At 63.2% G+C, this 24229-nt stretch carries 19 protein-coding genes; 13 read left to right on the top strand and 6 right to left on the bottom strand.

What is annotated here, in order from left to right:
• The first annotated feature begins 34 nt into the window (after positions 1-34).
• From ACS4RS_RS01130 to ACS4RS_RS01080, 11 genes are all read left to right on the top strand, one after another.
• Positions 35-706, top strand: coding sequence for a response regulator transcription factor (locus ACS4RS_RS01130; RefSeq protein ID WP_003569356.1), 672 nt, complete (start codon positions 35-37; stop codon positions 704-706).
• A complete protein-coding gene (locus ACS4RS_RS01125; RefSeq protein ID WP_439009075.1) occupies positions 696-2099 on the top strand; it encodes an ATP-binding protein in 1404 nt (467 codons plus the stop codon). The genes ACS4RS_RS01130 and ACS4RS_RS01125 overlap by 11 nt, the downstream gene beginning before the upstream one ends.
• A gap of 118 nt (positions 2100-2217) precedes the next feature.
• Entirely contained in the window at positions 2218-2643 is a 426-nt protein-coding gene (locus ACS4RS_RS01120) for a hypothetical protein (RefSeq protein ID WP_439009076.1), read from the top strand.
• Positions 2644-2733: 90 nt separating this feature from the next.
• Entirely contained in the window at positions 2734-3894 is a 1161-nt protein-coding gene (gene ccmI / locus ACS4RS_RS01115; protein ID WP_449313844.1) for a c-type cytochrome biogenesis protein CcmI, read from the top strand.
• A complete protein-coding gene (gene ccmE / locus ACS4RS_RS01110; RefSeq protein WP_439009078.1) occupies positions 3891-4418 on the top strand; it encodes a cytochrome c maturation protein CcmE in 528 nt (175 codons plus the stop codon). The genes ccmI and ccmE overlap by 4 nt, the downstream gene beginning before the upstream one ends.
• On the top strand, positions 4415-6412 hold the full coding sequence (locus ACS4RS_RS01105; protein ID WP_439009079.1) for a heme lyase CcmF/NrfE family subunit: 1998 nt from the start codon (positions 4415-4417) through the stop codon (positions 6410-6412). Before ccmE ends, ACS4RS_RS01105 begins: the two co-directional genes overlap by 4 nt.
• Complete coding sequence (locus ACS4RS_RS01100) at positions 6409-6864, top strand: cytochrome c-type biogenesis protein CcmH (protein ID WP_439009080.1); 456 nt, start codon at positions 6409-6411, stop codon at positions 6862-6864. The genes ACS4RS_RS01105 and ACS4RS_RS01100 overlap by 4 nt, the downstream gene beginning before the upstream one ends.
• 164 nt (positions 6865-7028) lie before the next feature.
• Positions 7029-8603, top strand: a complete 1575-nt coding sequence (locus ACS4RS_RS01095; RefSeq protein ID WP_449313843.1) for a Do family serine endopeptidase — start codon at positions 7029-7031, stop codon at positions 8601-8603.
• Between the two features lie 67 nt (positions 8604-8670).
• Positions 8671-9426: a response regulator transcription factor gene (locus ACS4RS_RS01090; protein WP_449313842.1), complete on the top strand. Its 756-nt coding sequence runs from the start codon at positions 8671-8673 to the stop codon at positions 9424-9426.
• A complete protein-coding gene (locus ACS4RS_RS01085) occupies positions 9423-10832 on the top strand; it encodes an ATP-binding protein (RefSeq protein WP_439009082.1) in 1410 nt (469 codons plus the stop codon). Before ACS4RS_RS01090 ends, ACS4RS_RS01085 begins: the two co-directional genes overlap by 4 nt.
• 135 nt (positions 10833-10967) lie before the next feature.
• Complete coding sequence (locus ACS4RS_RS01080) at positions 10968-13925, top strand: bifunctional [glutamine synthetase] adenylyltransferase/[glutamine synthetase]-adenylyl-L-tyrosine phosphorylase (RefSeq protein WP_439009083.1); 2958 nt, start codon at positions 10968-10970, stop codon at positions 13923-13925.
• 25 nt (positions 13926-13950) lie between these two features.
• Here ACS4RS_RS01080 and ACS4RS_RS01075 read toward each other — a convergent pair whose 3' ends face one another.
• The 3 genes from ACS4RS_RS01075 to ACS4RS_RS01065 form a co-directional block, all read right to left on the bottom strand.
• A complete protein-coding gene (locus ACS4RS_RS01075; protein ID WP_439009084.1) occupies positions 13951-16260 on the bottom strand; it encodes an ATP-binding protein in 2310 nt (769 codons plus the stop codon).
• 191 nt (positions 16261-16451) lie between these two features.
• A complete protein-coding gene (pepN, locus tag ACS4RS_RS01070) occupies positions 16452-19100 on the bottom strand; it encodes an aminopeptidase N (protein WP_449313841.1) in 2649 nt (882 codons plus the stop codon).
• A gap of 187 nt (positions 19101-19287) precedes the next feature.
• A complete protein-coding gene (locus tag ACS4RS_RS01065) occupies positions 19288-20394 on the bottom strand; it encodes a methyl-accepting chemotaxis protein (RefSeq protein ID WP_439009085.1) in 1107 nt (368 codons plus the stop codon).
• A 339-nt stretch (positions 20395-20733) separates the two neighbouring features.
• Between ACS4RS_RS01065 and ACS4RS_RS01060 the strand changes: the two genes are divergently transcribed.
• Both ACS4RS_RS01060 and ACS4RS_RS01055 read left to right on the top strand, forming a co-directional pair.
• Positions 20734-21672: an EamA family transporter gene (locus tag ACS4RS_RS01060; protein ID WP_439009086.1), complete on the top strand. Its 939-nt coding sequence runs from the start codon at positions 20734-20736 to the stop codon at positions 21670-21672.
• Positions 21673-21914: 242 nt separating this feature from the next.
• A complete protein-coding gene (locus ACS4RS_RS01055; RefSeq protein WP_439009087.1) occupies positions 21915-22787 on the top strand; it encodes a hypothetical protein in 873 nt (290 codons plus the stop codon).
• Here ACS4RS_RS01055 and ACS4RS_RS01050 read toward each other — a convergent pair whose 3' ends face one another.
• The 3 genes from ACS4RS_RS01050 to ACS4RS_RS01040 form a co-directional block, all read right to left on the bottom strand.
• A complete protein-coding gene (locus ACS4RS_RS01050; RefSeq protein ID WP_449313840.1) occupies positions 22788-22940 on the bottom strand; it encodes a hypothetical protein in 153 nt (50 codons plus the stop codon).
• Positions 22941-22983: 43 nt separating this feature from the next.
• On the bottom strand, positions 22984-23175 hold the full coding sequence (locus ACS4RS_RS01045; protein WP_439009088.1) for a hypothetical protein: 192 nt from the start codon (positions 23173-23175) through the stop codon (positions 22984-22986).
• Positions 23176-23307: 132 nt separating this feature from the next.
• Positions 23308-24213: a uracil-DNA glycosylase family protein gene (locus ACS4RS_RS01040; RefSeq protein ID WP_439009089.1), complete on the bottom strand. Its 906-nt coding sequence runs from the start codon at positions 24211-24213 to the stop codon at positions 23308-23310.
• Between the last annotated feature and the right edge of the window lie 16 nt (positions 24214-24229).

Genomic DNA, 24229 nt, shown 5'->3' with positions numbered 1-24229 from the left:
GGCAGATCGATTTGAAGCGGACGAAGGCGGGCTGATGCGCATTCTGGTAGTCGAAGACGACGTCAATCTCAACCGGCAGCTGGCCGACACGCTGAAGGAGGCGGGCTATGTCGTCGATCAGGCGTTCGACGGCGAGGAAGGCCATTTCCTCGGCGACACCGAACCTTATGACGCCATCATTCTCGATATCGGCCTGCCGGAGCTGGATGGAGTGACCGTTCTTGAAAAATGGCGCGGCGCCGGCCGCGGCGTGCCGGTTCTGATTCTGACGGCGCGCGACCGCTGGAGCGACAAGGTCGCCGGTATCGACGCAGGCGCCGACGACTACGTCACCAAACCCTTCCATGTCGAGGAAGTGCTGGCGCGCATTCGGGCGCTGATCCGGCGTGCGGCCGGGCATTCCTCGTCCGAGATCATCTGCGGGCCGGTGCGGCTCGATACAAAATCCTCGAAGGCGACGGTCAACGGCACGACGCTGAAGCTGACCTCGCACGAATACCGCCTGCTTGCCTATCTCATGCATCACATGGGCGAGGTCGTCTCGCGCACCGAACTTGTCGAGCACATGTACGACCAGGATTTCGACCGCGATTCCAACACGATCGAGGTCTTTGTCGGCCGCCTGCGCAAGAAAATGGGCGTCGATCTGATCGAAACGGTGCGCGGTCTCGGTTACCGCATCCAAGCGCCGAAACATGCGAATTAAGTCCCTCACTGCACGTGTCTTGCTGTTGACCACAGTCTGGTCGACGGTGGCTCTTGTCGTGATCGGCCTGTTGATTTCCACCCTCTACCGCAAGAGCGCCGAGCGCGGTTTCCAGGATCTCTTGCGGGCGCAGCTCTATAACGTCATCAACTCGGTGACGATCGGCGATCAGGGCGCGCTCAGCGGCAGCCCGCAGCTCGGCGACCTGCGTTTTGCCCAGCCGAAGACCGGCTGGTACTGGGTGGTCGAGCCGCTCGGCACCTACACGACGGCGCCGCTGGTGTCGCCCTCGCTCGGCTCGGCGCTCATTCCGGTCCCTTCCGTCGTCGAGGCGCCCTTCGACAAGAATTACGAGCGCTATTACCAGGTGACGGATGCCTCGGGGAACCGCGTCCAGGTGGCCGAAACCGAAGTGGTGCTCGATACTGACGGGCGCGCGGCGCGCGTCCGCGTCACCGGCAATGTCGATGTCGTCGAGGACGACGTGCGCACTTTTTCCCATAGCCTTTATCTGGCGCTCGCCGGCTTCGGCGTCGGCAGCCTGATTGTCAATGCGCTGGCGATTCTCTATGGCCTGAAGCCGCTCGACAAGGCCCGTGCCGCCTTGGAGCGCATCCGCGCCGGCGAGAGCGAGCAGCTGAAGGGCGATTTCCCGCGGGAGATCTTGCCGCTTGCCAATGAGGTCAACGCGCTGATCGACAGCAACCGCCGCATCGTCGAGCGGGCCCGCATGCAGGTCGGCAATCTCGCCCATTCGCTGAAGACGCCGATCGCCGTTCTGCTGAACGAGGCGCGCGTGCTCGAAAAACCCCATGGCGAACTGGTGCGCAGCCAGGCGGAATCGATGCAAGGGCAGGTGCAGTCCTATCTCAATCGGGCCCGTATCGCTGCGCAGCGCGAATCCGTGCTTGCCCGCACCGATGCCGAGCCAGCACTCGAGCGGCTGGTGCGCGTCATGCGCCGGCTGAACGTCGATACCGAATTCGATCTCGTCGTCTCGCCGCCGCACTTGGCCGTCGCCATGGAGCAGCAGGATCTCGAGGAGACCGTCGGCAATCTCTTGGAAAATGCGGCGCGTTTTGCCAGGAGCAAGGTCCGGCTTTCGGCCGTCGAGGCCGGCGACGACGTCAGGGGCGCGGAAGCGAGCGCGCGCCGCCACTGGGTGGAACTCGCCGTCGAGGATGACGGGCCGGGGCTGGAGCCCGACCAGATCCGCGAGGCGCTGAAGCGCGGCCGCAGGCTCGACGAAAGCAAGCCTGGAACCGGGCTGGGCCTTTCGATCGTCACCGAGATTTCCAGTGAGTATCAGGGGCGGCTCGAGCTTTCCCGCGGCGAATGGGGCGGGCTCAAGGCGAAGCTTATCCTGCCCGGCATCACAAAGGATGTTGCATGAGCAACTGCTTGATGTCACAAAGATACCGGCAAATGCATAGCATGCTTTGCCTTAATGCTGACACGGGGACGCTGCACTTCGATCGGCTGAAATTGACCCCTGATCGTGGTTCGACGCAATGATTTTACGCTCGCAAGGCATGGTCGCTTCCGCTCTTATCGTCGTCGTCGCGCTATCCGGCTGCACGACGACGAAGGGTGCTGCTTCACGCGGCATTTTTTCGAGCAAGGCCTCGGCCTCGACCTCCTTCCTCACCGCGCTGCAGGGCGGCCTTGTCGGCCGCAGCGGCGTGACGCTGAGCGATAGCGACAAGCAGCGGGCGCTCGAGGCGGAATATCGGGCGCTGGAAGGCGCCGCCGTCGGCCAGCCGATGTTGTGGACCGGCAAGAACGTCACCGGCAAGGTCGTTGCCGCAGCACCCTATCAAGTCGGTTCGCAAAACTGCCGGCAATATACTCATACGCTGACGATCGACGGCAAGGATACCGTGGTGCGCGGCGCTGCCTGCCGCAACGAGGACGGCAGCTGGTCGCCGCTCGGCTGAAGCCGATGAATTGCGGCTTATAGCCTCAAATCTTCGTCATTCCGGCTTTGGCAGTTGGAATGGCGGCCTGCTTCACGTATTTGGGCCGATATGCTGTTCTGGATTCTCGTTGCCGTTCTAACGGCAGTCGTCGCTGCCATCCTGCTCTACCCCCTTCTGCGCGGTGCGAAGGCGGCGGAGAATATCCGTGCGGGCGAGAGGGCGGTCTATCGTGACCAGCTGCGCGAACTCGATCGTGATCTCAATGGCGGGCTGATCACGCCTGAAGAGGCGGATTATGCGAGGGCGGAAATCGGCCGTCGGCTGATTGCCGCCTCTGCCGGTGAGCCGGAAGAGGCGCCGAAACCCGCACGGCATCACCGTTTCACCGAGGCCTTCGTGCTGCTGGTGCTGCCGCTTCTCGGGCTCTGTCTTTATTTGACGACGGGCAGGCCGGACCTGCCCTCGCAGCCGCTGGAAGCGCGGTTGGAAAATCCCGGCAACGATATGGCGGTGCTGATCGTCAAGGCGGAACGGCACCTGGCTGAGAAGCCCGATGACGGCAAGGGCTGGGACGTGCTGGCGCCGATCTATCTGCGCACCATGCGCGTGAACGATGCGCAATTGGCCTATCGCAACGCCATCCGGCTTCTCGGCCCGAGCCCGGCCCGGCTGGACGGCCTTGCCGAGACGCTGATGGCGGTCTCCGATGGTGTGGTGACAGAGGAGACGCGTCAGGTGCTGGAACAATCGCTGACGCTGGAACCCGACAACCCGCGCGCGCGCTTCTACGTCGCCCTCAGCATGGAGCAGGCAGGACGACGCGACGAGGCGCGCCAGGCCTTCGAGGCGCTGGCAAAACAATCGCCGGCCGATGCGCCCTGGCTGCCGCTGGTCAACGAGCATATCGCCATGAATGGCGGCGCGCCGGCAGGCGCCGGCCAGGCAGCTGCCCCGGGCGTCGATCAGGCTGCCCCGGGCATTCCCACGCAGGAAGATGTCGCAGCCGCGCAGAGCATGAATGCCGGCGACCGGCAGCAGATGATCCGCGGCATGGTCGAGAGCCTCGATGCCAAGCTGAGCGCCGATCCGAACAATTTCGAGGGATGGGTGCGGCTCGTCCGTTCCTATGCCGTGTTGAACGATAAGGATCGTGCCGCCGCTGCGCTGAAGCGCGGGCTTGCCGCCTTTCCGCCGCCCGGCGAACAGGGCAGCCAATTGCTGGCGCTGGCCAAGGAACTCGGCATAGCCACGGAGGGAGCGACGCAATGACCCGCAAGCAGAAGCGCCTGGCGGTGATCGCAGGCGGCATGGGCTTCATTGCCGCCGCCGTGCTGCTGGTCATGTTCGCCTTCAGCCAGTCGGTCGCCTATTTCTACATGCCGGCCGATCTGGCAAAGACCCCGGTGGCGCCGGAAACCCGCATCCGGCTCGGCGGCCTGGTCGGTGAGGGCAGCGTCGTGCGCGGCGCCGGCTCGACCGTGGAATTTTCCGTCACCGACGGCAGCGCCAATGCCGTGAAGGTCAAATATACCGGCATCCTGCCGGATCTTTTCCGCGAAGGGCAGGGGGTGGTCACCGAAGGCATGTTTGCGCCGGGGACCAACGTCTTTACCGCCGATACCGTGCTTGCCAAGCATGACGAGACCTATATGCCGAAGGACGTGGCCGACAGGCTGAAGCAGCAGGGGCTGTGGAAAGAAGGTCAAGGCCAGGAGAGCCCAGGAAAAGAAGGTCAGGGCCAGGAGAGCCGGGGCCAGGAGAATCAGGGCCAGGAGGCGAAAGCGACGCAATGATCATCGAGATCGGCCATTACGCGCTGGTGCTGGCGCTGGCAACGGCGCTCATCCTCTCGATCGTGCCGGTCATCGGCGCCCGCCGCCACGACCGGGCGATGATGGATGTGGCGACCATCGGTTCGCTGGCGATGTTTGCGCTTGTCGCCTTCTCCTTCGGCGTGCTCACCTATGCCCATGTCGTCTCCGACTTTTCGGTCGAGAACGTCTGGGAGAACTCGCATTCGCTGGTGCCGCTGATCTATAAATATTCCGGCGTCTGGGGCAATCACGAGGGATCGATGATGCTCTGGCTGCTGATCCTGACGCTGTTCAGTGCGCTGGTCGCCGTCTTCGGGCGCAACCTGCCGGAGACGCTGAAGGCCAATGTGCTTGCCGTGCAGGCCTGGATTTCGGTCGCTTTCACGCTGTTCATCCTGTTGACCTCCAATCCCTTCCTGCGGCTCGATCCGGCGCCGGCCGAGGGCCGCGATCTCAATCCCGTCCTGCAGGATGTCGGTCTGGCGATCCACCCGCCGCTGCTCTATCTCGGTTATGTCGGCTTTTCCGTCTGCTTCTCCTTTGCCGTCGCCGCGCTCCTCGAAGGCCGCATCGACGCTGCCTGGGCCCGCTGGGTGCGGCCCTGGACGCTGGCCGCCTGGACCTTTCTGACATCAGGCATCGCCATGGGCTCCTACTGGGCCTATTACGAACTCGGCTGGGGCGGCTGGTGGTTCTGGGATCCGGTGGAAAACGCCTCCTTCATGCCCTGGCTTGCCGGCACCGCGCTGTTGCATTCGGCCCTCGTCATGGAAAAGCGCGAGGCGCTGAAGATCTGGACGGTGCTGCTGGCCATCCTCACCTTCTCGCTGTCGCTGATGGGCACCTTCCTGGTCCGCTCCGGCGTGCTGACCTCGGTGCATGCTTTCGCCAGCGATCCCTCCCGCGGCGTCTTCATTCTCTGCATCCTGCTGATCTTCATCGGCGGCGCGCTGTCGCTGTTTGCCTTCCGCGCGCCGAAGCTTTCGGCCGGCGGGCTGTTTGCGCCGATTTCGCGCGAGGGCGCGCTCGTCGTCAACAATCTGATCCTGACGGTCGCCTGCGGCACGGTCTTGACCGGCACGCTCTATCCGCTGCTGCTGGAGACGCTGACCGGCGACAAGATTTCCGTCGGGCCGCCCTTCTTCAACCTGACATTCGGTCTGCTGATGGCGCCGCTGATCGTCATCGTGCCCTTCGGGCCGCTGCTCGCCTGGAAGCGCGGCGATCTGCTCGGCGCTTTGCAGCGGCTCTATGTCGTCGCCGGCATCGCCTTCACTGCCGCGGTGATCTTCTTCTATCTGCAGCATGGCGGGCCGGTGCTTTCGGTGCTCGGCCTCGCCGCCGGGCTGTTCCTGGTCTTCGGCGCCGTTGCCGATCTCTGGTATCGCGCCGGCATCGGCAAGGTTGCGGGCAGTGTCGCCTGGCGCCGCCTGACCGGCCTGCCGCGTTCGGCCTTCGGCACCGCCTTTGCCCATGCCGGGCTCGGCGTCACCGTGCTCGGCATCGTTGCCGTGACGACGTTCCAGACCGAGCACGTCATCGAGATGAAGCCCGGCGAGACCACGGACGCCGGCGGTTACAGCCTGCATTTCGACGGCATGCAGCCGGCGACCGGGCCGAACTACACTGAGGAGCGCGGCCACTTCACCATCCGCCGCGCCGGCGTCGCGGTCGCCGACACCTGGTCGGCCAAGCGCCTCTACACCGCCCGCCAGATGCCGACGACGGAAGCGGGCATCCTGACCTTCGGCCTCAGCCAGCTCTACGTCTCGCTCGGCGACGCCACCAAGGATGGCGGCATTGTCGTGCGCATCTGGTGGAAGCCGTTCATCCTCTGCATCTGGGGCGGCGCTCTGATCATGGCTGCCGGCGGCCTCGTCTCGCTGTCCGACCGGCGCCTGCGCGTCGGTGCTCCGCGCCGGAAGGCGAAGGCGGCAAAGCCTGTAGAGCCTGCAATGGAGCCGGCGGAATGATGCGGCGTCTCCTGCTGGCTTTCGTCTTGCTGCTGTTGGCCGCGCCCGCCTTCGCCGTCAACCCGGACGAGGTGCTCGCCGACCCGGCTTTGGAAGCGCGGGCGCGCGCCCTTTCGGCGGAGCTGCGCTGCATGGTCTGCCAGAACCAGTCGATCGACGATAGCAATGCCGATCTCGCCAAGGATCTGCGCCTGCTGGTGCGCGAGCGCATCACCGACGGCGACAGCGACGAGGCGGTGCTGAACTATATCGTCTCGCGCTACGGCGAATTCGTGCTGCTGAAACCGCGGTTTAGTATCAAGACCGGCCTGCTCTGGGGTGCCCCGGCGCTGCTGGTGTTCGCCGGCGGGCTCTCATTGCTGATCTTTGCCCGCAGACGGTCAGGCAAGCCAACGGGCAGCAAGCTGACGGCGGACGAACAGGCCAAGTTGAGCGAGCTTTTGGAAAAGTAACGTTCCGCCGGCGGCAATCGCCCGCCGCGACCAAGCGTTTTCATACATTACCAATTTTTCATTGGCCGGACAGTTCGCAGTAATGTGCGCCATCCTATATCTTGATGCATCGACTGACCCGGCGCTGCCGGGCTGAAGATTTAAGAACAAGAGAAGGTGCTCCAATGCTTAAGAATTTCAACGGACGTCCGTCCCTCGCCACCGTGCTCAAGGCGTCTACCGTCGCCGGTATCGCAGCCGCTGTGCTTGCAACCGGCGTTCCGCTGGAAATCACCCGGTCTTACGCCGAAGCTGTCAAGGTTCAGGCGCCCTCCGTCCCGAGCTTCGCCAATGTCGTCGATGCCGTTTCGCCGGCCGTCGTTTCCGTCCGGGTCGAAAACCGCGTCAATCCCGTCTCCGACAATAACAATGACGGCTTCTCCTTCGACTTCAACGGCCGCGGCTTCGACGATCTTCCCGACGATCACCCGCTGAAGCGCTTCTTCAAGCAGTTCGGCCAGGATCCGAATGATCAGCAGGGCCATCAGCGGCGCTTTGGCCAGAACGGCCCCGGCGGCAAGGGCCGTCTGCGTCCGGTCGCTCAAGGGTCGGGCTTCTTCATCTCCGAGGACGGCTATATCGTCACCAACAACCACGTCGTTTCCGATGGCCAGGCCTTTGTCGCTGTCATGAATGACGGCACCGAGCTCGATGCCAAGCTGATCGGCAAGGATCCGCGCACCGATCTCGCCGTGCTGAAGGTCGACGGCAAGGGCAAGAAGTTCACCTACGTCAACTGGGCCGATGACAACAATGTCCGCGTCGGCGACTGGGTCGTCGCCGTCGGCAACCCCTTCGGCCTCGGCGGCACGGTCACGGCCGGCATCGTCTCGGCCCGCGGCCGCGACATCGGCTCCGGCCCCTATGACGATTACCTGCAGGTGGATGCTGCCGTGAACCGCGGCAACTCCGGCGGTCCGACCTTCAACCTCAGCGGCGAAGTCGTCGGCATCAACACCGCGATCTTCTCGCCGTCCGGCGGCAGCGTCGGCATCGCCTTCGCCATTCCCGCTTCGACAGCCAGGGATGTCGTCGCCGATCTGATGAAGGATGGCCAGGTTTCGCGCGGCTGGCTGGGTGTCCAGATCCAGCCGGTGACCAAGGATATTGCCGAATCCATCGGCCTTTCCGAGCCGAGCGGCGCCCTTGTCGTCGCCCCGCAGGCCGGGTCGCCTGGCGATAAGGCCGGCATGAAGGCTGGCGACGTCGTTACCGCGCTGAACGGTGAAACGATCAAGGATGCGCGTGATCTCAGCCGCCGCATCGGCGCGATGCAGCCGGGCAGCAAGGTCGAGCTTTCGGTCTGGCGCGCCGGCAAGGCCCAGCCTCTGACCGTCGAGCTCGGCACGCTGCCGGCCGACCAGAAGGATGCGAACGCCGAGGACAACAGCCAGCCGCAGCAGCCCGAGGCACCGGCGTCCGAAAAGGCGCTTGCCGATCTCGGCCTGACGGTCGGTCCTTCCGATGACGGCAAGGGCCTGGCGATCACTGGCATCGACCCCGACTCCGACGCCGCCGACAAGGGCATCAAGGAAGGCGAGAAGATCACCTCGGTCAATAACCAGGAGGTCTCCACTGCAGCCGATGTCGTCAAGGTGCTGAACCAGGCCAAGAAGGACGGCCGCACCCGCGCGCTCTTCCAGATCCAGTCGAGCCAAGGAAGCCGTTTCGTCGCACTTCCGATCAACGGCCAGGGCTGATCGCTTAAGAAAACAGGAGCCGTGCGGATGAAAATCCGCGCGGCTTGATTGTTCTGACCTCTGAAGGATGATCGCGATGAGCGCCGCCCCGCAGGAAGATGCTTTGAGCCTTGCCGAAACGCAGCCGGTGGGTAATGTCGGCCGCATGAAGATTCTCATCATCGAAGATGATCTCGAAGCCGCGGTCTACCTCACGAAAGCCTTTCGCGAGGCGGGGATCGTCGCCGATCACGCCAGCGACGGCGAGGCCGGTCTGTTCATGGGGTCGGAGAACACTTACGACGTCATCGTCATCGACCGCATGCTGCCGCGTCGGGACGGGCTCTCCGTCATCAGCGAGCTGCGCCGCAAGGGCATCCACACGCCGGTTCTCATCCTTTCCGCCCTTGGCCAGGTCGATGACCGCGTCACCGGCCTTCGCGCCGGCGGCGACGACTACCTGCCGAAGCCCTATGCCTTCAGCGAATTGCTGGCGCGCGTCGAGGTGCTCGGCCGGCGCAAGGGCACGCCGGAGCAGGACGTCGTCTATCGTGTTGGCGATCTCGAACTCGACCGGCTTTCCCACGAGGTGCGCCGCGGCGGCAAGGAAATCCCGCTGCAGCCGCGCGAATTCCGCCTGCTCGAATACTTGATGAAGAATGCCGGCCAGGTGGTAACCCGCACCATGCTGCTCGAAAATGTCTGGGACTATCACTTCGACCCCCAGACAAACGTCATCGACGTCCATGTCTCGCGCCTGCGCTCGAAGATCGAGAAGGACTACAGCCAGCCGCTCCTCAAGACCATCCGGGGCGCGGGGTACATGATCAAGGATGAGGGATGAGCCGCTTCAGGGTTCTCTTCAAGTCCACTGCAGTCCGTCTTTCGGCACTCTACATCCTGCTTTTCGCCATCTGCGCCGCGACGCTCGTCTTCTATGTGACGGCGATGTCGGAACGGCTGCTGACCGGCCAGATCCGCGACGCCGTCAAGCAGGAGGTAGAGCAGGTGCAGCGCGCCTATGACACCGGCGGCATGAACCTTTTGTTGCGCACGATGGAGCGGCGCGCCCGCCAGCCGGGCGCCAATCTCTATATCATCGCCGGTCCCTCCGGCGATATTCTCGCCGGCAACGTCGCCTCGGTGCAGCCCGGTGTCTTCGAGGAAATCGGCTGGACTTCGGCGCCCTTCATCTATCAGCGTTATACCGACAGCGGCGTCGAGCGCCGCCACAAGGCGATCGCCAATATTTTCGTGCTCGACAACGGCTTGCGGATCCTGATCGGCCGCGACCTCGGCGATCCCGAGCGTTTCCGTCTCCTGGTGCGCCAGGCGCTGATGGTGGCGCTGGCGATCATGGGGCTTGGCGCGATCATCATCTGGTTTGCCATCGGTCGCAATGCGCTGAAACGCATCGACCGCATGTCGGATGCGAGCAAGAAGATCATGGCAGGCGACCTGTCGCAGCGCCTGCCGGTCGTGGGCTCCGGCGATGAGTTCGACCGCCTGTCCATGTCTCTGAACACCATGCTGGAGCGCATCGAAAAGCTGAACGAGGGCCTGCGGCAGGTCTCCGACAATATCGCCCACGATCTCAAGACGCCGCTGACGCGGCTGCGCAACAAGGCGGCCGATGCGCTTGATATGGCCGATGGCGAGACGCGGCGCACAGCGCTCGAAGGCATTATTTCCGAATCGGACCAGTTGATCCGCACCTTCAATGCGCTGCTGATGATCTCCCGCGTCGAGGCCGGATCGGTGGCGGCGGAAATGTCGCCGGTGGAGCTTTCAGCGATCGTGTCCGACAGCGCCGAGCTTTACGAGCCGGCGGCCGAGGAAGCCGGGCTCGGCCTCAGCGCCAGCGTCGAACCGGGCGTCGAGGTCCAGGGCAATCGCGAACTGATCGGCCAGGCGATCTTCAACCTGCTCGACAATGCGATCAAATATTCCGCCGATACCGAAGGCGCCGGCACAGTGTCGCTGAAGCTTGCCCGCCGCCCGGACGGCATCTGCCTTTCGGTCGCCGACCATGGCCCGGGCGTTCCGGCCGAACGGCGCGACGACGTGGTGAAGCGCTTCGTGCGCCTCGATGAAAGCCGTTCGAAGCCCGGCACCGGGCTCGGCCTTTCGCTGGTGGAAGCCGTCATGGAGTTGCACAATGGCCGGCTGGAGCTCTCTGATACCGATCCCGACAAGCCCGAACAGCGCGGCTTGACCGTCAGCATGATCTTCCCGGCCAAGGCGGCGTGATCTTTTCCGCCGAAATCCGATGGGCTGAATCGCGTATTGGCGGTTTGGCGCCAAGACCCTAGTTTAATCCCGACCGAAGGAGTGAGTTCGCGATTCGACGTGGTCGCTCCTTCCGCCGAAAGCCAGGGAGAGCGCATGCTGACGAAATCGACGCATGGCCTGAAGGATGTGGCCGAAGGGCTGCTGCGTCCGCTGAGCCAGACGGAGCTGAAGCTGGCGCTGGCCGACCTCCAGGAGGCCGGCAGTCAAGAGCCGTCGGTGGCTGCGATGCTGAAGACCGAAGGCCCGCTTCGCGATTTCATTGCCGCTGCGCTGACGCTGTCGCCGTATCTGCGTGAAATCGCCAATCTCGATCCCACCGTCCTCGCCGGCGCCATCACCGAGCCGCTGGAGCCACAGATCGAGGCGCTGGTCGCCGAGGCGCGCGATTGCTGGCGGCCGGAAGGCGAGGGGGTCACACCGGCGGAATCGGCGGTGATGACCAGGCTGCGCATCATCAAGCGCAAGGTCGCCTTCCTCGTCGCGCTCGCCGATCTCTCGCGCATCTTCGACGGGCGGGCGACGACGGCTTGGCTGAGCGAGCTTGCCGAGGCTTCGGTCGCCGCTGCGATCGACCACCTGCTGCTGGCGGCCCATGAGGGTGGAAAGCTGCGGCTGCGGGATCCGGCGTCGCCGAGCGACGGCTCCGGACTGATCGTGCTCGGCATGGGCAAACTCGGCGCCTGCGAGCTCAACTATTCCTCCGATATCGACCTCGTCATCTTCTTCGATGAAGAGGCGGGCATCGTGCCCGATCCGGACGACACGATCGAGATCTTTCCCCGGATGATGCGGCGGCTGGTACGGATCCTGCAGGAGCGCACGGCTGATGGTTATGTCTTTCGCACCGATCTGAGATTGCGCCCCGATCCCGGCTCGACGCCGCTGGCGATCCCGGTCGAGGCGGCAATGATCTATTATGAGGGCAGGGGCCAGAACTGGGAGCGGGCCGCCTTCATCAAAGCGCGCGCCGTTGCCGGCGACCTTGCGGCGGGCGACGATTTCCTGCGCGGGCTTTCCCCTTTCGTCTTCCGCAAATATCTCGATTATGCGGCGATCGCCGATATCCATTCGATCAAGCGGCAGATCCACGCGCATAAGGGCCACGGTGCCATCGCGGTCAAGGGCCACAACGTCAAGCTCGGCCGCGGCGGCATCCGGGAGATCGAATTCTTCGTCCAGACCCAGCAGCTGATCGCCGGCGGCCGCATGCCGGCACTGCGCGGGCGGGCGACGGAAGAGACGCTCGGCGAACTCACCAAGGCGAAATGGATCGACGCCGAGACCCGGGACGAATTGACGGAGGCCTACTGGTTCCTGCGCGATGTCGAACACCGCATCCAGATGGTGCGCGACGAGCAGACCCACCTGCTGCCGGAGACCGATGCCGACCTGAAGCGCATCGCCTTCATGATGGGCTTTACCGATACGCCGAGCTTTGCCGAACGGCTGGTCGGCGTGCTGAAGACGGTCGAGCGGCGTTATGCCCATCTGTTCGAACAGGAGAGCAAGCTTTCCACCGGTACCGGAAACCTGGTCTTCACCGGCCAGGGCGACGATCCGGATACGCTGGAAACGCTGAAGAAGCTCGGTTTCAACAGGCCGTCCGACATTTCCCGCATCATCCGCACTTGGCATTATGGCCGCTACCGCGCGACCCAATCGGTCGAGGCGCGCGAAAGGCTGACCGAGCTGGCGCCGGAGCTTTTGCGGGTTTTCGGCGAAAGCAAGCGCGCCGACGAGGCGCTGCTGCGGTTCGACAGCTTCATCTCCGGCCTTCCCTCAGGCATCCAGCTGTTCTCGCTGCTCGGCAGCAACCCGGCGCTCTTGTCGCTGATCGTCAACATCATGTCCGCGGCGCCTCGCCTTGCCGAGGTGATTGCCGCGAAGCCCCATGTCTTCGACGGCATGCTCGATCCCGGCGTGATGGCCGAACTGCCGACGCGCGATCATCTCGGCGAGCGGCTGAAGGGCTCGCTTGCCCAGGCGCGCCACTATGAGGAGGTGCTCGACCGGCTGCGCATCTTCGCCGCCGAACAGCGCTTCCTGATCGGCATCCGTCTGCTCACCGGCGCGATCAACGGCCAGATGGCCGCCCGCGCATTCACTCATCTAGCCGACCTTATCATCGCAGCCGCACTCGAGGCCGTGGTCAGCGAGATGCGGGCCGCGCACGGCGATTATCCCGGCGGGCGCATCGCCGTCGCCGGCATGGGCAAGCTCGGCAGCTTCGAGCTGACGGCAGGGTCCGACGTCGATCTGATCCTGCTCTATGACTATGACGATGCGGCTTCCGAATCCGATGGGGCAAAACCGCTCGACGCGACGCGTTATTTCACCCGCATGACCCAGAGGCTGATCGCCGCCCTGTCGGCGCCGACCGCCGAAGGTGTGCTCTACGAGGTCGACATGCGGCTGCGCCCATCCGGCAACAAGGGGCCGGTCGCCACCCGCATCAATGCCTTCGGCAAGTATCAGCGTGAAGAGGCGTGGACCTGGGAGCATATGGCGCTGAGCCGCGCCCGGTTGATCTCAGGCGATGACAGCTTGGTTGCCGAGGCGGAACACATCATCCGCGAGGTGCTGACTGCAGATCGCGACACTGCCAAGGTGGCGCATGACGTCGCCGAAATGCGCGAGTTGATCGACAGGGAGAAGCCGCCATCGGGCCTATGGGATTTGAAGCAGATTCCCGGCGGCGTCATCGACCTCGAATTCATCGCTCAATATCTGGCGCTGATTGCCCCCACCAATGGCGTCGCCACTGCCGTCAACGGGCTGAGCACTGGCGAGGCCTTGAAGGTGCTGGGCGACAGGCTGATGACGACGGCCGATCTCGACATATGCCTCGAGGCCTTCGCCCTTTACACCAGTCTTTCTCAGCTCATCCGCCTCTGCATCGACGGCCTGTTCGATCCAAAGGACGCGCCGGCCGGGCTCGTCGAACTGGTCTGCCGCGCCGGCGACTGCCCTGATATCAAGACGCTGGAAGGCGAGGTGAAGCGGCTTTCGAAAGCGGTCAGGAAGATCTTCCTGAGTGTCGTGAAGGCTTGACGCATCGACGCGACGACGCCGTTCCTTAGACATCGTCCGGAATACGCAGCGAGATCACCGTGCCCACGGCTTCGCGGGAGCGGATCTTCATGCGGCCGCCATGCAGTGCGGTCAGCGAGCGGGAGATGGCGAGGCCCAGGCCGGAACCACCCTTGCTCTTGGCATATTGGCTCTGCACCTGCTCGAAGGGCTGGCCGATCTTCGACAGTGCCGAGCGGGGAATGCCGATACCGGTGTCGGCGATGGTGACGAGGACGGCGCCGTCGATGCGGCGTGTGCGCACCGCGATGCGGCCGCCATTGTCGGTGAACTTCACCGCATTGGAGAGCAGGTTGAGAAGCACCTGTTTCATCGCCCGGCGGTCGGCCGTCAGCGCCAGGCCGGATGAGATGCGCTGATCGATGACGATGTTCTTCTCGGCCGCCGGAATGGCGGTGAAGCGCAGGCTTTCCTCGATCAGCGGCACCAGATCGATGCGCTCGCAGTGCAGCCTGAGATGGCCGGCCTCGATCTTCGACATGTCGAGAATGTCGTTGATGACGTTGAGGAGATGTTTGCCGCTGTCATGGATATCGCGGGCATATTCGTCGTATTTCAGCGAGCCGAGCGGCCCGAACATCTGGTTCTGCAGGATTTCCGAGAAGCCGAGGATGGCGTTGAGCGGCGTGCGCAGCTCATGCGACATATTGGCGAGGAATTCCGATTTCGCCTTGTTGGCGGCCTCGGCGCGCTCCTTCTCCGCCTGGTAGTTGGCGTTCGCCGTCGAAAGCTCGGATTTCTGGATCTCCAGCGTCTGGCGCGAGGCGGAGAGATCGCCGATCGTCGCCATCAGCCGTCGTTCGGATTCGCGCAGCCGCTCCTGATGACGTTTCATCAGCGTGATGTCGGTGCCGACCGAGACCCTGCCGCCGTCGCGGGTGCGCCGCTCGTTGATCTGCAGCCAGCGCTCGTCGGCAAGCTGTACTTCCGTTGTGCGCGAATAGCCGGGGCCGTCGGCATCGGCAATCCGCCGTTCGATGACGGGGCGGGCAGCGGCGGCATTGACGATCGAGCGCTCGGTGCCGGGCACGAGCACACTGTCCGGCAGGCCGTAAGCCTGCTGGAAATGCGTGTTGCACATGACCAGCCGATCGTTCTTGTCCCAGAGCACGAAGGCCTCCGAGGTGCATTCGATGGCGTCGGCAAGGCGCTGGTCGGCTTCGGCGTAACGCTGGGCAAGCCGATGCTGTTCGGTCACGTCCATGGCGATGCCGATCAGGTGCACGCGGCCGGAATTGCTGCGGATCACCTGGGCGCGGGCGCGCATCCAGACATAGTGGCCCCCGGCATGGCGCATCCGGAAGATCTGATCGACCTGGCCGGAGTGGCCCTTGGCGATGGCGCGCGCGATCTCATAGAGCCCGCCGTCATCCGGATGCATCAGGCGCGCGGCTTCACCGAAGCCCATCGTCTTGTCGGAACCCGGCAGGCCGAGCATGTCGTACATCGAGCGCGACCAGAAGAATTCGCGGTTCTCGAAATCGAAGTCCCAAAGGCCGCAGCGGCCGCGCGACAGCGCTGTCTCGACGCGCAGGTTCGATTCCAGGAAGATGTCGTCCGCGTCACGGGCGCGCTTCACCTGTGTGTAATAGGCATAGAGGATGACCAGCAGGATCGAGGAGATGCCGGCAAACAACGTAACGTTGAGGGCGAGCTGCTCGCGCCAGAGCCGGCTGATCTCGTCGAGCGAGGTGGCGGCGACGATATAACCGCCGGCATTGCCCATCAGCGTGATCTCGGCGTAATGCGGTACGCCGCCGATCGTCGTTTCGATGACGCCGGCGCGATCGCCGAAACGCCGAATCGCCGAGACCTCGGGAAAGAAATCGCCGACATTGCTGCCGACATACGAAAGTCCGGCGGTCGTTGCGGCAAAGACCTTGCCGCTTGCCTGGACGAGCAGCACGAAGGCGCCGCTGTCGAGCCGGTCCTGTGGCAGGAACCTGGCGAGCCGCACCTGCGCTTCTGCGGCATCGCCGCTGTCGAAAATGTCGGATGTATCGGCAAATACCGCGGAGGCGGTCGCGGCCGAAAGCGCGGTGGCATGGCGGGCCGAGGCTTCCAGGCGGGAATATTCGCTGACCATGCCGAAGAAATGCGAGGCGGCGACGACAAAGAGGAAGGCAACGATCAGCGCCGGAATGGCGCGCTTCAACAGCAGTTCTGCCTTCGGCAGATGACGGAGAAGCGGGTCCGATGTTGCATGGCCGGAAAGGCTGTCTCGCCAGGCTTTCAACCCGTCAAAATCGACACGCAGCCGTCCTCCGGCCACGGTTGCCCGCCGCACGTCCATCATCTCTTCGCCTTGTCCCTCGTGTGATTCGCGCGCCGCTCGCTCGAACCTGACCTAGAGAATCATGGGTGATTCGCCTTGTCCAGAGGCAAAGGTAAAAATCCGTTAACTATTTAAAATCGCGTGCTTTTCGGGCAATTCGATTTGCACGGCAACCGGCCGCCGAATGTTTCGCGGCGGCCGGCCGAAGCAAATTACCCCTTAAGCGTGCGCTCGACGATATCGCGCACGTCGGTCGAAAGAGCGGCAGCCTGCTCGATCTCGTTCAGCGCCGCCTGGGCGTGATCGGCGCGCGCCGGTTCGAGCGAGCGCCAGGAGCGCATCGAAGTCAGAATGCGGGCGGCAAGCTGCGGGTTGCGCTCGTCGATATCGAGAATCTGGCGGGCGAGGAAACGATAGCCTTCGCCGTCGGCGCGGCCGAAGCCGGTCGGATTGGCAAAGGCGAAGGTGCCGACCAGCGACCGCATCCGGTTCGGATTGGTCCGCTTGAACAGCGGATCGTCCATCAGGGCGCGGACCCGATCCAGGGTTTTCGCGCCGGGAATACCGGCCTGGATCGCAAGCCATTTGTCGATGACGAGGGCATTCTCCGCAAAGCGCTCACGGAAAGCGGCGAGCGCCTCGCCGGTCTCGGCGCTGTCGGGGAAACGATGGGCGAGGATCGTCAGCGCATGGCTGAGATCGGTCATGTTGTTGGCCGCATCGAAGGCCGCCTTGGCGCGGGCCGGCGTCTGTTCGGCATGCGAGAGATAGGTCAGCGCCGTATTGCGCAGCGCCCTCAGACCGGCGCTTTTCGCATCCGGGCTGAACGCGCCTGATGTCGTCGTCGCGGCGTAGAGGCCAGTAAAAACATCCTTTCCGGCCTCGGCGATCTGTTTCAGGATCGCCTGCCGGCCGGCATGGATGGCATCGGGATCGTTGTTGCCGCCGAGTTCGCGGGCGATGTCGGATCTGCTCGGCAGTGCCAGCGCCTGGGCGCGGAAGGCGGGCTCGAGGCTCTCATCGGCGGCGGCCGCAATCAGCGTCTCGACGAAGGTCGCCTCGCAGACGACAGGCTTGCCCTCGCGGGCATCGCGCGCGGCTTTGAGGAGGTTCGGCAGCGCCATATCGGTCAGGGCCTGCCAGCGGGAGAAGTGATCCGTCTCATGGCGGGCGAGGTGGGCGAGATCGGCCGGGCTCTGATCGAAATGCAGGTTGATCGGCGCCGAGAAGCTGCGGTTGATAGAAACGACCGGCCGCGAGCCGATTCCATGGAACACTACCGTTTGCGTGCGGCCGGTGAGATGCAGCACCTCGCCGGCATATTCCGCGCCCTCGACCGAGCTCGGCTCGATCTTACCGCCGTTTTCGCCGAAGAGCGCCAGGCTGATCGGAATATGCATCGGTTCCTTGCTCGGCTGGCCGGGCGTTGCCGGGATCATCTGTTCGAGCGACAGGGTGAAGGTGGCCGCCGCCGCATCATAGCTGCCCGATGCGGTGACGAGCGGCGTACCGGCCTGATGGTACCAGAGCGAGAATTGCGTGAGATCGCGCCCGCTCGCATCTTCGAAACATTTGACGAAATCCTCGATCGTCACGGCCTGGCCGTCATGACGATCGAAATAGAGGTCCATGCCCTTCTTGAAGCCGTCCTTGCCGAGCAGCGTCGCGATCATGCGCGTGACCTCGCTGCCCTTTTCGTAGACCGTCGTCGTGTAGAAATTGTTGATCTCGCGATAGCTCGTCGGCCGCACCGGATGAGCAAGCGGGCCGCCATCTTCCGGGAACTGCTCCGATTTCAGGTGACGCACCTCGGCGATGCGCTTGACCGGGCGTGAGCGCTGGTCGGACGAGAATTCATGGTCGCGATAGACCGTCAGGCCTTCCTTGAGGCAGAGCTGAAACCAGTCGCGGCAGGTGATGCGGTTGCCGGTCCAGTTGTGGAAATATTCATGCGCGATGATCGTTTCGATATTGGCGTAGTCGGCATCGGTCGCGAGGTCCGGATCGGCAAGGACGTATTTGTCGTTGAAGACGTTGAGGCCCTTGTTCTCCATCGCTCCCATGTTGAAGTCGGAGACGGCGACGATCATGAAGATGTCGAGGTCGTATTCGCGTCCGAACCTCTCTTCGTCCCATTTCATCGAGCGTTTCAGCGCGTCCATCGCATAGGCCGCGCGCGGCTCCTTGCCGTGCTCGACATAGATCTTCAGCACCACCTCGCGGCCGGACATGGTAGTGAACGTGTCTTCGACGACGCCGAGATCGCCGGCAACGAGCGCGAAGAGATAGCTCGGCTTCGGATGCGGGTCGAACCAGGCGGCGAAATGCCTGCCGGGGCCGTAGCCGGCGCCGCCGAGGAAGTTGCCGTTCGACAAGAGCAGCGGATTGGCGTCCTTGTCGGCGATGATATTGACCGTGAACGGTGCGAGCACGTCGGGGCGATCGGGGAAATAGGTGATGCGCCTGAAGCCTTCCGCCTCGCATTGCGTGCAGTAGATGCCACCGGTGCGGTAAAGGCCCATCAGTTGGGTGTTGGCCTCGGGGTTGATGACCGTGGTGATCGTCAGCTCGAAAGGCGCGCTTTCCGGCAGGCCGCGAACGGTCAGGCTTTCAGCTGTTGCGTCAAAACGCGAAGGGTCGAGCTCGACCTGGTCGAACAGCAGCCCCGACAGCGTCAACTCGTCGCCGTCGAGCACGATCGGCGCTGCCGGATCGGCGCCCGGGCGGCGATGAAAGATCAGGCGTGCCTCGACCTTTGTTTCCGTCGGATCAAGTTCGAAAGTCAGGTCCACGCGTTCCAGCACGAAGTCGGTGGGACGGTAATCTGCCAGATGAATGACCTGGCCGGTATCTGTTCGCATGGTGTTTCCTGAAGACCGTTATTTGACAACCGCGGAATACAGAGGCGGGCGCACTCTGCCATAAATTTGCCGGGCATGATTACATTAAAGTCTGAACTAAAGTTAAAGCAAATTGCCCGCGAACACCAAGTTCGCAGGCAAAATATCCTGTCTGGAGCGGATGAGCGCCGCTGCCGGCTAGAAGGCGCTATTTCAGATTGAGCGCTGCCTTGATCGTCGCGTCATTTTCCGTCCGCTGGACGACGACGCCGTACCAGCCGAGCCCGTCGTAATCCTCGTATCCGAGGGTGCGCGCGAAGGCGACGATCGAGCCGCTATTGTCGTAGTAGCTGCCCTTGGCCCGGCCGGATGGATTGGCGAGGGCGAAATGGGAAAACAGCAGGGCGGAATTGGTGGTGGCGATGACCCGGCTCTTGCCGTCGAGCAGCATGACCGTCGTTTTCTCCGCCAGCTGCGGCGGCAGGTTCGCCTCTTTTTCGACGATCGCCTGGCCCTGGTTCTGCCAGTCGAAATAGACGCCGAGCGTGCCGATCAGCCGTCCGTCGATTTTGCCGCCCTCGCGGATGCCGGTGGCATAGACGAGCGCATGCCTGTTGTCGTGAAGCGGGCTCGCTTTGACCTCGTCGACACTATACGCGTCACCGGTGGAGCATGCAGACGCCGCGCGGAACCAAGGATCGCCGGCAAGGCTCGCCCCGGCGATCTTGCGCTGGAACTTGGGGTTGGCGGATGCGACCACCTTGCCCGAGAGATCGGTCACGACCAGATCGAGATAGACCGTATAGAAGCGGTTGATGGCGCCGAGACGCTCCGCCGCAAAGGCGACGGTGTCCCGATCGGGGTTCTGCAGCGCCTGCCAGAGTGCCGGGTCCGTCGCCCACCAGCGCACATCGGCGGTGCGCTCGAAAAGGTTGCGGACGATGAGCTGCACCAGCGTCTGCGCCAGGTCGGTGAGGCGGACGCCCTCCATCTCTTCGACCAGGCAATCCGCCATGGCGCGGCTGAGGCCGATGCGGCCGAGCACATTGCTCTCGAACCTGCCGGTGATGTCGGTTGCGATCTGCGCCAGCCGCTGCACCTCATTGGCAACGACCGCAAAGCCCTTTCCGGTCTCACCTGCTCTTGCCGCTTCGATCAGCGCATTGATGGCGAGCAGCTTGATCTGCTTGACGATATTGGTGTTGTCGGCGCTGAAGCGCTCAAGGTCGGTGCTGATGCCGTCAGTGACGACGCGCATCGAGCGCGGTGTCGCATTCTGCGACTGGGCAATGGTTTCGGCGCTGAGCGGCTTCATCAAATGATCCTGGAAGGGCGGGCAATTGTCTGGGGGGCGAAGAAATTTCGAAATCAGCAAAAACGATGCGTGCCTATGGTTTTCAATTGGTTAACACCGAGCGGTCAGAGGTAAACATTTCGGGGTGAATGGCTGAAGAGAGCGAAAATTCGACGCGAGGGCGCGCATTGCCGCATCGTCGAGCCCGCGGCGGAAAGCAATTTGGTGATTCTTCCGCGCTGCTTGCGATTTTTCGCCAATCGGGATTTTCTTCCGCTACGATAGAAGACGTCATCCCCAGCGTTCCCGAGTCGAACGCGTCTTCCCGTTCCTGTTAAGTCGGTATCAAGAGCCAGGATCATGCACGCGGTTCTCAAAAACCCGATGAGAGGCATTGCGCTGAAAGTCTCGTCGGTCGTGGTCTTCCTGGCCATGCAGACCTTCATCAAGCTGGCGGGCTCGGACATCCCGCCGGGTCAGGTCACTTTCTGCAGGTCCTTCTTCGCGCTCTTTCCGATCATCGCCTATCTCGCCTATATCCGGCAGCTGCGCGCCGCTTTCTACACTGCCAATCCGGTCGGCCACCTCAAGCGCGGCACGATCGGCATCATGTCGATGGCTTTCGGTTTCTACGGCCTCCTGCATCTGCCGCTGCCGGAGGCGATCGCGCTCGGCTATGCGCTGCCGCTCGTCGCCGTTATCTTCGCCGCGGTTTTTCTCGGCGAGACCGTACGCATCTATCGCTGGAGCGCCGTCCTGGTCGGTATCGTCGGTGTCGCCATCGTCTCCTGGCCGAAACTGACGCTGTTCCGCGATGGCGGCATGGAAGCCGAACAGGCCATCGGCGCGCTCGCAGTGCTCATCTCGGCCGTTCTCGGCGGCATGGCAATGATCCAGGTGCGCCGTCTCGTCGAGGAGGAGAAGACGGCGACGATCGTGCTCTATTTCTCGCTCACCGCTTCGGTCTTCTCGCTGGCCTCCCTGCCGTTCGGCTGGCTCATCCTGCCATGGCCGTCGGCGCTTTATCTGATCGCGGCCGGCTTTTGCGGCGGCGTCGCGCAGATCCTGCTGACCGAAAGCTACCGCCATGCCGATGTCTCCACCATCGCGCCGTTCGAATATACCTCGATCCTGCTCGGCGGCATCGTCGCCTATTTCGTCTTCGGCGACGTGCCGAGCGTGACCATGCTGATCGGCACGCTCATCGTCGTCTCCGCCGGCATCTTCATCATCTATCGCGAGCATCAGCTGGGCATCGAGCAGCGGGAGGCGCGCAAAGCCACGACGCCGCCGGCCTGACGCCGCAAGTTAATGATATGAAAGGGTTTAATGCGAGGATTGCCGCACTTGAAATTGCTCGCCGCGAGCGAAAAGAATGGTGAATTCTTGGGATATCCCTGTTTCCCGGAATATGTTTGTTGAAGATGAGAGAGTATCATTTATTCGAAGCTGTGCATGTCTGAATGGCCGCTGATGCCGGAAGAGCGCTCGGTGTCGTTGCTCCGACCGCCGGCAGGCGAGGGGAGGTGGAGAAAAGCGTAATGGCATTCACGGCGGAGCAATTGGCGGGAAACTGTTCCTTTCTGCTGAGCATCCGCTTTTTGGCTGGGCAGATGCGCGGCATGTTCGATGCCGGCCCGCGTTTGGCGCGATTGCTCGCCTCGCATCAGCGCTGGCTTCTGACCCAGACTGCCTATGCCCTCAACCTGGAATATGATCCGCGCGACCCGACCTCGGGTTTCACCGCCGTTCGGCTGACCGGACGCATTACCGCGCATAAGGTGGCGAGCCGCAACACGGTGCTCGCTTTCATCGAAGAGCTTTATACCTACCGCTTCATTGTCCACACACCCGGCGAGGAGCGGCGGCGGCCGCGTCATTTCGAGCCGGCCGACGTCAGCCATCAGGCGATGTTTGCCTGGATTCATTCCAATCTCGGCGCGCTCGATCTGCTTGACGGCGGTCAAAGGGCAGCGTTTTTTCAGGCGAACCCATCCTTGATGCGGCTGGTTCAGCCGCGCATCGCCCGCCATTGCCTGGAAGACGCCGCCTGGCGCGAGCCGCCGGAACAGGTGGCGCTGTTCCTCTGGACGGAAGCCGGCGGCCTCGTCGTCGACAACTTCATCGCCCGGATGGATATAGAGAGCAGCGAACCGGGGAGGTATTCCGTCGGCCGCATCGAAACCCGTGCGCTTGCGGCCGACTTTATGATGTCGCGCACCCATCTGCAGCGGCTCTTGGCAAAGGCGGCGCAGCGCGGCTGCGTCGGCTGGGATGACGAACCACGCAAGGCACATCTCTGGATATCACGGGATTTCGTCGAGCAATATTGCGCCTGGCAGGCGGTCAAGTTCGCCTATGTCGACCAAGCCTTCGAATGGGCGAAAGCCCAGTTCGAGGAAATGGCCGTCTGATCAGAGAACGATTGCCGCGGCACTTGGGCCATCACTGCCGGTATCGGCCGGCTTCACCGAAAGCTCGCGTTCATACTCCCGCGCGGCGGAGACCGCGGCGCGGAAATGCTCGAAGGTTTCGATGTTGCGCAGAAGCGATATCAGGATGGTCATCTTGTTGCTTTTTACTCTTGAAGGCAGGCGAAGCGCCTGCCGATCAATACTGCTGGAAGTCCGAGAAAATCGCGTCAGGGCGCGCCGTGCGGCCGTTGATACCGGTGCCGCGGGCAGTCATCTGTTCGTTGGCGGCAAAGCCGAAACGGCTGTAGCCGTGGGTGGAACGAAACTGGTCGCCGGCGAGGCGAAGGGTTTCAAACCCGCTATGGATAGGACGAAAATGCTTGTTCATGGCCTTGGTTCCTGTGGTTCCTCCCAAGACACCACCTCATATTGCGGTGCAGCATTGATTCCGCAATGCATCACGGCGGGATGCAGCCATGCGCCAAGCGCATAGATCGATTCATAAATTATTGAACTTTGGCTAATTTCTGAGCAAAGATAGGGACTTAAGCTTCGCTTGAAAGGCAAGCAGGTCGTTCCAAGCCAGCCGCTTGTTGACGGGCGCGGTCAACAGATCCTGCGGATGCAGGCTGGCTATGGCAGGAATGACACAGTCCGCAGCGGCAATTTCCTTCCAACGGCCGCGCAGGCCATGAATCGTGTCGTTATCACCGAAGAAGAAGCGGGCCGAAAAATTGCCGAGCAGCAGGATCGCCTTGGGTTCGGCCAGCGCGATCTGCCGTTCGATGAACGGCCGGCAGATATCCATTTCCGCTGCCGAGGGCGCGCGATTGCCGGGTGGCCGCCAGGGGATGACCTGCGTCAGCAGAATGGCCGAACGCGTCAGCCCGATCGCAGCCAGCATCTTGTCGAACAACTGGCCGGATTTTCCGGAGAAGGGTATGCCTTCGCGATCGTCTTCGGCGCCCGGCGCCGAGCCGATCACCATGATGCCGCTTTCGGCATCGCCGCTGGCAAAGATGGTCGAGCGGGCGCTGTGCTTGAGATTGCAGCCGTTGAAGGCTTCAATCGCGGTCTTGAGCTCTGCCAGCGACCGCGCGGATTCGGCGACGAAACGCGCCTGCTGCACTGCCTCGCCGTCCGGGATCGCCGGTTGCGGGCCGGAAGCGGCGCGTTCGGCCGGGGCTGGGCGTGCCGCTGCAGTCGGGCGCGGCGGTGTCCGGCTTTCGCCGGGCGCGGCACGTTCCCCGGCGGCGGAAGGTTGTGGCTGCGCCTGTGTCGCTGGACGGCGGGCCGCCTTCATCGTTTCGAACTCGGCGAAGCGGTCGATCGCCTCTTCCTCGAGCAGCCACTCCACGCCGGCATCCGCATGGAAATGCAGAAGCGCTGCAAGCTCGGCTGGGGAAAGGTCGTTGGCGGAAATCATGCGGCAAGCTTAACGA

The organism is Rhizobium sp. F40D2, assembly GCF_051810745.2.
In the GTDB taxonomy this organism is placed as follows: Bacteria; Pseudomonadota; Alphaproteobacteria; order Rhizobiales; family Rhizobiaceae; genus Rhizobium.
This window is presented reverse-complemented; position numbering and strand designations above follow the sequence as displayed.

Excerpts from the sequence above, each read along its gene's own strand:
- ACS4RS_RS01130 (WP_003569356.1), top strand. The coding sequence starts at position 35 with ATGCGCATTCTGGTAGTCGAAGACGACGTCAATCTCAACCGGCAGCTG.
- ACS4RS_RS01125 (WP_439009075.1), top strand. The coding sequence starts at position 696 with ATGCGAATTAAGTCCCTCACTGCACGTGTCTTGCTGTTGACCACAGTC.
- ACS4RS_RS01120 (WP_439009076.1), top strand. The coding sequence starts at position 2,218 with ATGATTTTACGCTCGCAAGGCATGGTCGCTTCCGCTCTTATCGTCGTC.
- ccmI (WP_449313844.1), top strand. The coding sequence starts at position 2,734 with ATGCTGTTCTGGATTCTCGTTGCCGTTCTAACGGCAGTCGTCGCTGCC.
- ccmE (WP_439009078.1), top strand. The coding sequence starts at position 3,891 with ATGACCCGCAAGCAGAAGCGCCTGGCGGTGATCGCAGGCGGCATGGGC.
- ACS4RS_RS01105 (WP_439009079.1), top strand. The coding sequence starts at position 4,415 with ATGATCATCGAGATCGGCCATTACGCGCTGGTGCTGGCGCTGGCAACG.
- ACS4RS_RS01100 (WP_439009080.1), top strand. The coding sequence starts at position 6,409 with ATGATGCGGCGTCTCCTGCTGGCTTTCGTCTTGCTGCTGTTGGCCGCG.
- ACS4RS_RS01095 (WP_449313843.1), top strand. The coding sequence starts at position 7,029 with ATGCTTAAGAATTTCAACGGACGTCCGTCCCTCGCCACCGTGCTCAAG.
- ACS4RS_RS01090 (WP_449313842.1), top strand. The coding sequence starts at position 8,671 with ATGATCGCGATGAGCGCCGCCCCGCAGGAAGATGCTTTGAGCCTTGCC.
- ACS4RS_RS01085 (WP_439009082.1), top strand. The coding sequence starts at position 9,423 with ATGAGCCGCTTCAGGGTTCTCTTCAAGTCCACTGCAGTCCGTCTTTCG.
- ACS4RS_RS01080 (WP_439009083.1), top strand. The coding sequence starts at position 10,968 with ATGCTGACGAAATCGACGCATGGCCTGAAGGATGTGGCCGAAGGGCTG.
- ACS4RS_RS01075 (WP_439009084.1), bottom strand. The coding sequence starts at position 16,260 with ATGATGGACGTGCGGCGGGCAACCGTGGCCGGAGGACGGCTGCGTGTC.
- pepN (WP_449313841.1), bottom strand. The coding sequence starts at position 19,100 with ATGCGAACAGATACCGGCCAGGTCATTCATCTGGCAGATTACCGTCCC.
- ACS4RS_RS01065 (WP_439009085.1), bottom strand. The coding sequence starts at position 20,394 with ATGAAGCCGCTCAGCGCCGAAACCATTGCCCAGTCGCAGAATGCGACA.
- ACS4RS_RS01060 (WP_439009086.1), top strand. The coding sequence starts at position 20,734 with ATGCACGCGGTTCTCAAAAACCCGATGAGAGGCATTGCGCTGAAAGTC.
- ACS4RS_RS01055 (WP_439009087.1), top strand. The coding sequence starts at position 21,915 with ATGGCATTCACGGCGGAGCAATTGGCGGGAAACTGTTCCTTTCTGCTG.
- ACS4RS_RS01050 (WP_449313840.1), bottom strand. The coding sequence starts at position 22,940 with ATGACCATCCTGATATCGCTTCTGCGCAACATCGAAACCTTCGAGCAT.
- ACS4RS_RS01045 (WP_439009088.1), bottom strand. The coding sequence starts at position 23,175 with ATGAACAAGCATTTTCGTCCTATCCATAGCGGGTTTGAAACCCTTCGC.
- ACS4RS_RS01040 (WP_439009089.1), bottom strand. The coding sequence starts at position 24,213 with ATGATTTCCGCCAACGACCTTTCCCCAGCCGAGCTTGCAGCGCTTCTG.